Here is a 12,291-nt window from a genome sequence, read left to right as displayed (position 1 = left end):
GCAGCTTTAATTTTGCTCTAGCAGCTCACGGGCATGACGACGAGTGGTGTCGGTAATGGTGGCGCCACCAAGCATGCGGGCTACTTCTTCCACCCGTTCAGCCCTACCCAAAATCTGTACTTGCGATACCGTCTTTTCACCGTTTTGAGATTTGCTCACTTTGAGGTGATGATTGCCTTGAGCTGCTACCTGTGGCAAATGGGTTACACATAAGATCTGATGAGATTGACCCAATTGGTGCAATAGCTTGCCTACTGTTTCAGCAACAGCGCCACCAATACCTGCATCTACTTCATCAAATATGAGTGTAGGGGTGAATGAGGCTTTACTTGTAATAACGCTGATTGCTAGGCTAATGCGGGCCAGCTCTCCACCTGAGGCTACCTTAGCAAGTGAGCGAGGAGTGCTACCAGCATGACCGGCTACTAAAAATTCAATTTGCTCAAGACCTTGGGATCCGCCCTCGCTAAGGGGTGCCAAAGCAATCTCTAGGCGCCCACCTGCCATTGATAAATCTTGCATGGCATTGGTCACTAAATCGCCTAACTCTTTGGCGGCCTTGCTGCGTTTTTGTGAAAGCTGTTTTGCCAGCTTTAGGTAAACAGCTTCTTCTTGTTTGACTTGATCTCGGAGTGCTTCAATATTTTGGGATGCGGTTAAAGCATACAGGCGCTCTGATGTCTCCAGAAGAAGTTTTGGTAGTTCGTCAACCTCTGCGCGGTATTTGCGAGCCGTACTATGCAATGCTTGCATCCGCTCTTCAACTTCAGAAAGTCGAGCGGGATCTAAGTCAATCTTTTGCAGGTAACGATTGAGACCATGAATGGCTTCATCTAACTGAATGCTGGCTGACTCTAGTGCTTGATTGATCTCCCCTAAGGCTGGGTCATGCTCCGCGAGGGTGCCTACACTGGTGCATACTTTCGACAAAGTAGATTCCAGGGAGTTATCGGCATCGCTCAACACTTCAATTGCTTCTTGGCAACCACCAATTAACTTTGCACCATTTGCTAAGCGGGCGTGCTCACTTTGAATATTGGCCCATTCACCTTCTTGCGGGGAGAGCTCGGTGAGTTCTTCCAGTTGCCACTCAAGGCGCTCACGCTCGCGTTCAACGTCTTGACCTGCATTTTCTGCTTGCTCAAGACGGCGACGAAAATTGGCCAGTGTTTTAAAGGTTTGGGCTACCTCTGCAGAGAGTGGCAGCAAGCCAGCGTGGCGATCGAGAAGTTCGCGTTGAGCACCACCCCTTAATAAGAGTTGGTGGGCATGTTGCCCGTGAATATCCACTAGCTGATCACCGGCTTCACGCAATTGCGCTAGCGTCGCAACGCTGCCATTAATAAAGGCACGACTGCGTCCATTACTTTCTACGGTTCTTTTGAGTAATAAGCTTTGGCCTTCATCCTCAATGGGGAATCCTTGCTCATCAAGCCACTGACTAAACGATTGCACTAACTCTGGCTCAATCCGAAAGAGTGATGAGATTTCTGCGCGGTTACTGCCTTCACGAATTTGGCTACTATCAGCACGCTCACCCAGCACTAAGCCAAGGGCGTCTAGCAGAATTGATTTACCTGCACCGGTCTCGCCGGTGAGCACAGTAAACCCGCTTGAGAAATCTAGCTCTAGCTGATCAACAATGACAAAGTCACGGAGTGAGATGGTTTGAAGCATGTATTAGCGTAGCAAAAAACTCGACATCAGAAAGTCGATGGGTATTCATTCCAGTGCAATTTCTCACGCAAAGTTTTGTAGTCGCTGTGATTGCTGGGGTGTAATAGATCAATAGTTTTATCGGATTGACGCACTTCAACCTTGTCACCGCTTTGTAGATTGGTTTGTGATTGCATGTCGAAATTGACGATGACTTCAAGTCCATTTACTACCTCAATCACAGTAACGCTATCTTGCGGCAAAACAATAGGTCGATTGGAGAGAGAGTGTGGCGCAATTGGGGCAAGTAATATCCCTGCCACATGCGGATGCAAAATAGGCCCGCCAGCTGAGAGTGCATAAGCGGTGGAGCCAGTAGGCGTTGATACGATCAGACCATCGGAGCGTTGGTTGTACATAAAGGAGCCATTGACATGCACTGCCAACTCCACCATTCCTGAAATTCCAGAGCGGTTCACAACAACATCATTGAGCGCTAACGCGCGATTAATTTCTTTGCCATCACGAAGAACTACGGCATCGAGCAATGTGCGCGTATCGGCTTCGTATTCCCCGGAAATAATTTTGGGTAGCGTGGTCTGAACTGACTGAATTGGAATATCAGTCATATAACCAAGACGACCCATATTGATTCCAACGAGCGGAACATTGCTACCTGCTAATTGACGTGCAATGCCTAGCATGGTGCCATCGCCTCCCAAAACGACAACAAGGTCAATTGCTCCAGCAAAGTCTTTCGCAGTTTTTGTGGGGTAGGTGTTCAAACCAAGGTGAGTGGCTGTCTCAGACTCAATAAAGACCTCACAACCCAATCCTGAGACCACTTTGGCTAGGTCTTTTAGGTGCTCCTCAATGCCATCAGCATGAAATTTACCGACAAGCGCAACCCGGCTAAATGCCTTTTTGCTGGAATTTGGGGATGGGCTTAACATATAACGATTAAACCATAGGCATAAAATCCCTTCCACCATGGATGAACGTTCCCGCGCCTTACTAAAAACTCTCATCGAGCGCTATATCGAGGAGGGTCAGCCTATTGGCTCGCGCACACTATCTAGATTCTCGGGTTTGGACCTCTCCGCAGCCACTATTCGTAACGTGATGGCGGATTTGGAGGATATGGGGCTTGTCACTAGCCCCCACACTTCAGCTGGCCGTATTCCAACCCCCCAGGGCTACCGCCTCTTTGTAGACACTATGGTCACCGTTCGCCCCCTAGAGGCGATGGCTGCTCGAGAGGTTGAAAAAGGCCTTTTGCCGGATTCTCCACAAAGGGTCCTGAACTCAGCAGCGCAGATTTTGTCCAACTTGACCCATTTTGCTGGTGTTGTCATGACACCCAAACGAGCCCAGGTTTTTAAACATATTGAGTTCTTGCGCTTGGGTGAAGGCAAGATTTTGCTCATCATGGTTACGCCAGAGGGTGATGTACAAAATCGTATATTGCCAACCACTCAGGATTACACGCCTAGCCAACTTATTGAAGCTGGTAACTTTATCAACACCCAGTTTGCTGGAAAAAGTTTTGATCAAGTGCGCATGCATCTGAAATCGGACCTAGATAATTTACGTACAGATATTGCTGGATTAATGGCTTTGGCCTTGCAAACCGGCGTTGCTGATTACGACATGGGGCGAGGCGACATGGTTTTGTCTGGTGAGCGCCGCCTACTAAATGTTGGGGATTTAAGTTCCAACCTCGATAAATTACGCAAGATGTTTGACATGTTGGAGCAAAAATCGGTACTCATGCAATTGCTCGACGTATCAAGTCATGCGGATGGTATTCAAATATTTATTGGCGGTGAAAGTGATTTATTACCTTATGAGGACCTCGCTGTGATCAGCGCCCCATATAGCGTAGACGGTCAAATAGTGGGAACGCTTGGGGTGATTGGGCCAACGCGGATGGCGTATGACCGAGTGATTCCGATTGTGGATATCACCTCAAAATTACTATCGGGCGCCTTAAGCTCCTGAGTGCAAGTCTAACTTTTTATATTTAAAACTCATTACCAGAGACAGAACATTTTGAATCCGAATCCGCATTTACGTGCTTCCAAAACCGCAGTGTTGCTTTTGAACTTGGGGACACCATCTGCCCCGACATCTAAAGCGGTGAGCGCCTATTTAAAAGAATTTCTTTCGGATCCACGTGTAGTAGAAATTCCGCGCATTATTTGGTGGTGCATTTTGAATGGCATTATTTTGCCAATTCGTAGTAGTGCTTCTGCGAAAAAATACGCCTCTATTTGGCTGCCAAAGTTAGGCTCTCCTTTAATGCACTACTCACGCTTGCAGGCGAAAGAATTGGGAGAAAAATTTGCTGATGAGGGCCATACAGTTTTAGTGGATTTAGCAATGCGCTATGGCCAGCCTTCGACGCAGGCGACCCTTGAAAGCCTTAAGGCGCAAGGTATGGAGCGCTTATTGCTATTGCCTTTGTATCCCCAATACTCCGCCACAACCACGGCGTCCAGCTTTGATGAAGCTTTTCGCGTTCTCAGCACTTGGCGCGACCAACCTGAACTGCGTTTGGTCAAGCACTATCACGACAACCCCGCTTACATTTCCGCATTGCGTGATCAGGTGCTATCGAGCTGGGATAAAGATGGGCGCCCTGATTTTGCAAGAGGCGATCGCTTAGTAATGTCTTTTCATGGTTTGCCAAAGCGTAATTTAATGAAGGGTGATCCCTATCATTGCGAGTGTCTCAAAACAGGTCGCTTACTGGGCGAATCTCTGGGTTTAGAGCCTGGACAATATATTGTGACCTTCCAGTCCCGCTTTGGTAAGGCGGAATGGTTAAAGCCCTATACAGCTCCAACAATTGAAAAGTTGGCCAAAGAAGGTTGCCAACGCATCGATATTTTTTGCCCTGGATTTCCGGCGGATTGCCTAGAAACACTAGAAGAGATCGCCATGGAAGCCCGCGAAATCTTCCTAGAGCATGGCGGTAAAGACTATCGCTATATTCCCTGCCTGAACAGCAGCCCCAAGTGGATAGAGGCTCTGAGCGATATTGCCCATCATCATCTCCAAGGCTGGTCTTTAGGCGTGGAGTCTGATGCTGAATTAGCGAAGCGCAATGAAAGGGCCGAGCTGGCTGAAAGAATGAAGTCTTGAAATTGCAACAATCAGCCCCATATTGCAAAGTAATAGCCATCTTTATAGAAAAGTAAAATAGCGTCCATGACACAAGAAAACCAAAACCCATCCCCAGAGCAAGAGAATCCTTCTGCAGAGCCAGTCAATGAAGCTGCAGCAGAAACTCCAGCTGTAAAAACGCCTGAACAGGAAATTGCTGAACTTAATCAAAAGGTTGGTGAGCTGCAAGATAACTTCTTGCGCGCTAAGGCGGAAGGGGAAAATATTCGTCGCCGTGCTGTGGAAGATATTGCGAAGGCGCATAAATTTGCGATTGAAAGTTTTGCAGAGCATTTGGTGCCCGTGACGGACAGTCTTTATGCTGCATTAAGTACCGATGCTGGTGATGCCAAAGCCTTCAAAGAAGGTCTGGAAATTACCCTTAAGCAGCTACTGTCTGCCTTTGAAAAAGGTCGCATGACAGAAATTAACCCTGCGGTTGGGGATAAGTTTGACCCACATCACCACCAGGCCATCGCTTCAGTACCTTCTGAGCAAGAGCCCAATACCGTGGTTTCTGTATTGCAGCGGGGCTACACCGTAGCCGATAGGGTTCTCAGGCCTGCTTTGGTGACGGTCAGCGCCCCAAAATAAGTGAAATTAGGGCTAAAACCCCCAAAAAAAGGCATGAAAAGGTAGAAAAGGGCAGATTTCTGCCTTTTTGCTCTTTGCCCCCTTGAAATCACCTTTTTAGACCCCATTTACTGGGTATCGAAATATTTATCAGTACAACAAACAATTTAATTTTTTGGAGCAATTATGGGAAAGATTATCGGAATCGACTTAGGAACCACGAATTCATGCGTTTCAGTCGTTGAAAACAATGCACCTAAAGTTGTCGAGAACGCTGAAGGCGGTCGCACAACTCCATCCATCATCGCTTACGTTGAAGATGGCGAAGTATTGGTTGGTGCGCCTGCAAAGCGTCAGTCAGTAACCAATCCTAAAAATACTATCTACGCAGTGAAGCGTTTGATGGGTCGTAAATTTACTGATCCTGAAGTGCAAAAAGACATCAGTTTGATGCCTTATTCAATTATTGCTGCTGATAATGGCGATGCTTGGGTATCAGCACGCGACAAGAAAATGGCGCCACAGCAAGTGTCTGCTGAAATCTTGCGCAAGATGAAGAAAACTGCCGAAGATTATCTCGGTGAAGAAGTGACAGAAGCCGTGATTACTGTTCCCGCTTACTTCAATGACAGTCAACGTCAAGCAACTAAAGATGCTGGTCGTATCGCTGGTTTGGACGTGAAGCGCATCATCAACGAGCCAACTGCTGCTGCATTAGCGTTTGGCTTGGACAAGCAAGACAAAGTGGATCGCAAGATCGCTGTTTATGACTTGGGCGGCGGTACATTCGACGTATCCATTATTGAGATTGCTAACGTTGACGGTGAGAAGCAGTTTGAAGTGCTTTCTACCAACGGCGACACCTTCTTAGGCGGTGAAGACTTTGACCAACGCATCATTGATTGGATCATTGCTGAGTTCAAGAAAGAACAGGGTGTTGATTTGAGCAAAGACGTATTGGCGTTGCAGCGTTTGAAAGACGCTGCTGAGAAAGCCAAGATCGAATTGTCATCTGCGCAGCAAACTGAAATTAATTTGCCATATGTAACAGCTGACGCTAGCGGTCCTAAGCATTTGAACTTGAAGTTGACCCGCGCCAAATTAGAGTCTTTGGTTGAAGAGTTAATCAGCCGTACCGCTGGCCCTTGCTTAACTGCCATTAAAGACGCTGGTGTAAACGTAGCAGATATCGACGATGTGATTTTGGTTGGCGGTCAAACCCGTATGCCTGCGGTTCAAGACAAAGTAAAAGAAATCTTTGGTAAAGAGCCACGCAAAGACGTTAACCCAGATGAAGCTGTTGCTGTTGGCGCTGCAATTCAGGGTTCTGTATTGTCTGGCGATCGCAAGGACGTATTGCTCTTGGACGTTACCCCATTGTCATTGGGTATCGAAACTCTTGGTGGCGTCATGACCAAGATGATTCCTAAGAACACCACGATCCCTACCAAGCATTCACAGGTTTACTCCACTGCGGAAGATAACCAGCCTGCTGTAACTATTAAGTGCTTCCAAGGTGAGCGCGAGATGGCTGCTGCAAACAAGTTACTAGGTGAATTTAACCTCGAAGGTATTGCTCCTGCGCAACGCGGTATGCCACAAATTGAAGTGACTTTTGACATTGACGCCAACGGTATTTTGCATGTAACAGCAAAAGACAAGACCACTGGTAAAGAGAACAAGATCACCATCAAGGCAAACTCTGGTTTGACTGAAGAAGAAATTCAACGCATGGTCAAGGATGCTGAAGCCAATGCTGCTGAAGATAAGAAAGCGCTGGAGTTGGTCACTGCTCGCAATACTGCAGATGCCTTGGCTCACTCAACCAAGAAGGCTTTGGAAGAGCATGGTGCTAGCTTAGAGGCTTCCGAAAAAGAAGCGATTGAAGCGGCCTTGAAAGACTTGGACGAAGCTATTAAAGGTAGCGACAAAGAAGCCATTGAAGCTAAAACAGAAGCTTTGGGTAAAGCAAGTCAGAAGCTGGGCGAAAAAGTCATGGCAGCTGAACAAGCTAAAGCTGGCGGTGCCGCACCTGGTGCAGCTCCTGGTGGTGCAGCCCCTGGTGCCGCCCCTGATGCGGATGTTGTTGACGCTGACTTTAAAGAGGTTGATGACAAGAAGTAACTCTGCAATTAGTCATTCATTAACGTAGTTTTGATGTACTTAAATAACAAGTCGGCCTCGTGCCGACTTGTGTCATTCAGGTTGTTGAGAGGAATAGGCCGTGCCTAAAAGTAAACGCGATTTTTATGAAGTGCTTGGTGTAGCAAAAGGTGCCAGTGACGATGAGCTAAAAAAGGCTTATCGCAAGATGGCGATGAAACATCACCCTGATCGCAATCCCGATAGCAAAACGGCTGAAGCCCAATTTAAAGAAGTTAAAGAAGCTTACGAAACCTTAACCGATCCCAATAAACGTGCCGCCTATGATCAATATGGTCATGCTGGCGTGGACCCATCGATGGGTGGCGGATTTGGCGGCGGCGGTTTCGGTGGCGGTGGATTTTCTGATGCGTTTGGGGATATCTTTGGGGATATCTTCGGTCAAGGCGGCGGCCGTCATTCTGGCCCTCAAGTCTATAAAGGCGCAGATTTGCGCTACAACATGGACATTACGCTTGAGCAAGCTGCTGAAGGTTATACAACCCAAATTCGTGTACCTAGCTGGAGTAATTGCAAGCCTTGTCATGGTACTGGCGCAGAGCCAGGATCTAAGGCTGAGACATGCACAACCTGTAACGGTCATGGTCAAGTGCGTGTGCAACAAGGCTTCTTCTCCATGCAGCAAACTTGCCCTAAGTGCCGCGGCACTGGCGAGTACATTCCTAAGCCATGTAAAACTTGCCACGGCAGCGGAAAGCATAAAGAACAAAAAACACTTGAGATCAAAATACCGGCAGGCATTGATGATGGAATGCGTGTCCGCTCAGTGGGTAACGGTGAACCAGGTATCAATGGTGGACCATCCGGCGATCTTTATGTAGAGGTGCGTGTTAAGCCTCACAAAGTCTTTGAGCGTGATGGTAGTGATTTGCATGTACAAATGCCAATCTCTTTTGCGATAGCTACCATCGGTGGCGAAATCGAAGTGCCAACACTCTCTGGTCGCGTGGAGTTTCCAATTCCTGAGGGAACTCAGACGGGTAAGACTTTCCGCTTGCGTAACAAGGGTATTAAGGGTCTGCGATCTACCTTGGTGGGCGATCTCTTTGTCCACGTTCTGGTAGAAACTCCGATTAAGCTTACAGAAGAGCAAAAGAAATTATTGCAGCAGTTTGACGATAGTCTGAAATCTGCTGGCGACAAACACAGCCCCCAACAAAAAGGTTGGTTTGATGGTGTAAAGAGTTTCTTTAGCTAGTAACTAGTGGGCAGGCTGGCTGGCAATTAGCCGGCAAAGCCATGCTCGGGCCCGGGGAATTTCCCGGACTTCACTTCGCGTACATAAGCCTTGATGGCGGCTTCAACGGAGTGATGACCATCCATAAAGTTTTTGACAAACTTCGGTGGCTTACCAGGGCTGATGCCCAACATATCCTGTAGTACCAATACTTGACCAGAGCAATCTGGACCAGCACCAATTCCGATAGTGGGAATGTGAAGCTCGGCAGTAATCTTTTCACCCAATGAAGAGGGGATTGCTTCCAACACCACCATTTGGGCTCCAGCCCCTTGGCAGGCAAGCGCTTGCTCAAGCATAACGATTGCAGCATCTTTGGATTTGCCCTGCACTTTGTAGCCGCCCAATACATGAACTGATTGAGGTAGCAATCCTAAGTGAGCGCAAACAGGAACACTACGCTCCACTAAATGACTAATGACATCAATCTGCCAGTCGCCACCCCCTTCAAGCTTGACCATGTCTGCACCAGCACGCATCAATTGAGCAGAGGACTCTAAGGCCTGCACTGGATCTCCGTAGCTTGCAAATGGGAGGTCAGCGATGAGAAATGCATGGGTATTAGCACGGGCTACACATTCGGTGTGATACGCCATTTGTTCAATGGTCACTGGCGTAGTGCTGGAGTGTCCTTGAATCACGTTCCCAAGAGAGTCGCCAATCAGGATCGTTTCAACAGCGCAGCGATTGAGAAGAGCTGACATAGTTGAATCGTATGCCGTGAGCATGGCAATTTTTTCACCCTCAGCATGCATTGCGAGGAGCTTAGTAATTGTGATTGGCTTGTCGCCTTGTAAGTAACCCATGGCGAGAGTTTAATGAATTAATGCGCCGTTTGGCTATAAACGTCTTTTTCCCCGCAATTACAGTTCCTGCAGGGGAGTTTTTCAATTCTTTGGTGTGCCACATTAGGTAAGTAGGCCTTGAGTTCACCCCAGTTAGGTAAAAAGATATCGGGAGCGATTTCCAGCAGGGGTAGGAGCACAAATGAGCGCTCGATAATTCTAGGATGCGGCAGTATCAATTCTGTTTCGCTTTGAGTAACCCCTTCAAAAGAAAGGATGTCTAGGTCAAGAGTCCGAGGAGCATTTGCATATGGGCGCTCACGACCAAACTCTTGTTCAATGGTTTGGCAAACATGTAATAGGCCGTAGGGGCTTAACTCGGTTTCGACTTCAATGACGGCATTAATGTAGTCACCGCCTGTAGCCTCAACAGGCGCGCTTTGATAAAAGCAGCTTTTTGCCAAGATTTGCAGTTCGGAGCGCAATGCCAAGCAAACAATGGCATCAGTAATAAGCTGACGCGTGTCGCCGATGTTGCCGCCAAATCCGATATATGCCCGTGCCATAGGTTTCCAAACTAGAGATGAAACTACTTTACTGAAATTTCTCTAAGTCTGCTTAGCTTGCTGCACTCTCTGGGGGCACTGCCGCTTTCGGCTTTCTACGACGCCGTCTTTTGGCAGGACTTGGACTGTTACCAGATTCATTTTTGACGCTAGCCATCAGCTCATCTTGCCCTGTGACGTCGGTTGCAATGAAGTCTGTCCACCATTGCCCGATTGCTGGGCTTAATTCCCCGGTGGCGCAACGAAGCAACATAAAGTCATAGCCCGCTCTAAAACGTGGGGATTCGATGAGGCGATAGGGGTAGCGCCCCACGCGTCTCTCAAAGCGAGGCTGCATAGACCAAATTTCGCGCATATCGCTTTCGAAGCGTCGTTGAATCGTCATGCCGCTACTTTGAGTGGCAATCGTGTCGTCCATCGCATCATGCAAGGCGGGAATATTAGCCATTCCTTTAGCAGAATTGGCTTTCCAATTCTTTAGTAGATCAGGCCAGAGCAGGGTGGCAAATAAAAATCCAGCAGAAACACTTTTACCGGATTGAATGCGTTCGTCAGTATTGGCCAAAGCAAGCTTTACAAAATCATTGGCACCCTTGGAGTCTGCGCCCGTATCCAGAATGTGGTCTAGGAGCGGGAGTAGGCCATGATGCAATCCCGCATCTTTTAGGCCTTGGATTGCTGCCCAGGAGTAGCCAGACATCAAGAGCTTCAAAATTTCATCAAAAAGTCTCGCAGAGGGGACGTCGTTTAATAATTTGCCTAGCTTTGCTATGGGCGCGCGTGTAGCACCATCTAATTCAAAACCAGTCTTAGCTGCGAAGCGAACTGCGCGGAGCATGCGTACTGGATCTTCGCGATAGCGCTTTGCGGGATCGCCAATCATGCGCAAAGTTTTCTTTTGCATATCCGCCATGCCGCCGTGATAGTCCAAAACAGTTTCAGACGAAGGATCGTAGTACATTGCATTAATTGTGAAATCGCGTCTTGCAGCATCCTCACCTTGTGAACCCCAGACGTTATCGCGCAGGATCCGGCCGCTCTCAGCCACGTGATCTCCAGCGTTATCTAATAGTGCTCGGAAGGTTGATACCTCGATGATTTCAGGATGGCCTTTACCAAAAAAAGTTACGTGCACTATTTGAAAGCGGCGACCAATTAGACGCGCTTTGCGAAAGAGTCTTTGCACTTGATCCGGTGTTGCATTGGTTGCCACGTCAAAATCTTTTGGACTGATACCAAGAGCAAGATCTCTGACAGCGCCGCCGACAATAAATGCCTCATAGCCTGCTTGTTGTAATGTGTGCGTTACCTTAACTGCGTTCTTAGAAAGCAAATGCGGATCAATTCGATGTGCTTTTTTAGGGATGCGCTTTGGGGCGCCGGTATTGTTGGCCTGCGTATGCTTGACCATCGGGTCACGCCGCAAAATACGTTTAATAAATTTAGTGATCATGCAAACAATTCAAGAATGGGCCAGTTTCGCTGCTTAGCTTCGTTGCGAAGACGATCATCTGGATTGGTGGCAACAGGATGACTTACTTTTTCGAGTAAAGGAAGATCGTTCATCGAGTCAGAATAAAAATAACTATAAGGCAAAGCATCTAGAGACAGTTTTTGCGATGCTAACCAGTCGTGTAGATTTTGAATCTTACCTTCGCGGAAATTGGGAATGCCTTTGACTTCACCAGTGTAGTTGCCTAATGGGAGGTTGTCTGCAGTGGCGGGCTCTGTAGCAATCAGATGCTCGATGCCAAAGCTTTCGACGATAGGGCGTGTCACAAAGCTGTTGGTGGCAGTAATCACGCAGCAAAGATCGCCAGCATCCTGATGACGCTTTACTAGATCGATTGCTTGTTGTCGGAGTTGGCCGTTAATGACTTCTTTCATAAAGGCGTCATGCCACTCTTTGAGTTGCACGCGAGAATGTTCTGAGAGTGGCTTAAGGGCAAAACGCAGAAACTCATGAATATCCAGCTTACCTTCTTTGTAGTCTTGATAAAAGCGCTCGTTTTGTCGTTCATAGTATTCGCTGTCTACAACACCAATGCGAGCCAAAAATTGACCCCATTCGTAATCGCTATCGCAGGGCAAAAGGGTGTGGTCTAAATCGAAAAGGGCTAGCTGGGTCACGAATTGATATTTA

The 12,291-nt window shown here is 47.7% G+C and carries 11 protein-coding genes; 5 read left to right on the top strand and 6 right to left on the bottom strand.

Annotated features, from left to right (window positions below; translation table 11 throughout):
• Window positions 1–6: 6 nt before the first annotated feature.
• Together recN and ICN44_RS03405 are read right to left on the bottom strand one after the other, a co-directional pair.
• The gene (recN, locus tag ICN44_RS03410; protein WP_216262718.1) at window positions 7–1,677 is read right to left on the bottom strand and encodes a DNA repair protein RecN; all 1,671 of its coding nucleotides are present in this window, start codon (window positions 1,675–1,677) and stop codon (window positions 7–9) included.
• A 26-nt stretch (window positions 1,678–1,703) separates the two neighbouring features.
• Window positions 1,704–2,609 carry an NAD kinase gene (locus ICN44_RS03405; protein WP_216262717.1) on the bottom strand — a complete coding sequence of 302 codons (906 nt, stop codon included), beginning with the start codon at window positions 2,607–2,609 and terminating at the stop codon, window positions 1,704–1,706.
• Window positions 2,610–2,646: 37 nt separating this feature from the next.
• Here ICN44_RS03405 and hrcA point away from each other — a divergent pair, with 37 nt between their 5' ends.
• The 5 genes from hrcA to dnaJ all read left to right on the top strand — a co-directional run bounded on the left by hrcA (window position 2,647) and on the right by dnaJ (window position 8,758).
• Complete coding sequence (gene hrcA, locus ICN44_RS03400; protein WP_216262716.1) at window positions 2,647–3,657, top strand: heat-inducible transcriptional repressor HrcA; 1,011 nt, start codon at window positions 2,647–2,649, stop codon at window positions 3,655–3,657.
• Window positions 3,658–3,708: 51 nt separating this feature from the next.
• Window positions 3,709–4,803 (top strand): ferrochelatase, encoded by a 1,095-nt coding sequence (gene hemH, locus ICN44_RS03395; RefSeq protein WP_216262715.1) that lies wholly within the window; start codon window positions 3,709–3,711, stop codon window positions 4,801–4,803.
• A 66-nt stretch (window positions 4,804–4,869) separates the two neighbouring features.
• Window positions 4,870–5,418 carry a nucleotide exchange factor GrpE gene (gene grpE / locus ICN44_RS03390; RefSeq protein WP_216262714.1) on the top strand — a complete coding sequence of 183 codons (549 nt, stop codon included), beginning with the start codon at window positions 4,870–4,872 and terminating at the stop codon, window positions 5,416–5,418.
• A 165-nt stretch (window positions 5,419–5,583) separates the two neighbouring features.
• The gene (gene dnaK, locus ICN44_RS03385) at window positions 5,584–7,521 is read left to right on the top strand and encodes a molecular chaperone DnaK (protein ID WP_216262713.1); all 1,938 of its coding nucleotides are present in this window, start codon (window positions 5,584–5,586) and stop codon (window positions 7,519–7,521) included.
• A 100-nt stretch (window positions 7,522–7,621) separates the two neighbouring features.
• Window positions 7,622–8,758 carry a molecular chaperone DnaJ gene (gene dnaJ, locus ICN44_RS03380; protein WP_216262712.1) on the top strand — a complete coding sequence of 379 codons (1,137 nt, stop codon included), beginning with the start codon at window positions 7,622–7,624 and terminating at the stop codon, window positions 8,756–8,758.
• A 26-nt stretch (window positions 8,759–8,784) separates the two neighbouring features.
• Here the strand turns inward: dnaJ and panB are convergent, their stop codons facing one another.
• The 4 genes from panB to ICN44_RS03360 are packed head-to-tail and all read right to left on the bottom strand — an operon-like array spanning window position 8,785 to window position 12,278.
• Window positions 8,785–9,603, bottom strand: a complete 819-nt coding sequence (panB, locus tag ICN44_RS03375) for a 3-methyl-2-oxobutanoate hydroxymethyltransferase (RefSeq protein ID WP_216262711.1) — start codon at window positions 9,601–9,603, stop codon at window positions 8,785–8,787.
• Between the two features lie 17 nt (window positions 9,604–9,620).
• On the bottom strand, window positions 9,621–10,148 hold the full coding sequence (gene folK, locus ICN44_RS03370; RefSeq protein WP_216262710.1) for a 2-amino-4-hydroxy-6-hydroxymethyldihydropteridine diphosphokinase: 528 nt from the start codon (window positions 10,146–10,148) through the stop codon (window positions 9,621–9,623).
• Window positions 10,149–10,200: 52 nt separating this feature from the next.
• Window positions 10,201–11,601, bottom strand: a complete 1,401-nt coding sequence (gene pcnB / locus ICN44_RS03365; protein ID WP_216262709.1) for a polynucleotide adenylyltransferase PcnB — start codon at window positions 11,599–11,601, stop codon at window positions 10,201–10,203.
• A complete protein-coding gene (locus ICN44_RS03360) occupies window positions 11,598–12,278 on the bottom strand; it encodes an HAD-IB family hydrolase (protein WP_216262708.1) in 681 nt (226 codons plus the stop codon). Before ICN44_RS03360 ends, pcnB begins: the two co-directional genes overlap by 4 nt.
• Window positions 12,279–12,291: the final 13 nt, after the last annotated feature.

The organism is Polynucleobacter sp. JS-Fieb-80-E5, assembly GCF_018882015.1.
GTDB lineage: Bacteria > Pseudomonadota > Gammaproteobacteria > Burkholderiales > Burkholderiaceae > Polynucleobacter.
The sequence above is the reverse complement of the archived record's forward strand: the minus strand, read 5'-3'. Positions and strand labels throughout refer to the sequence as shown.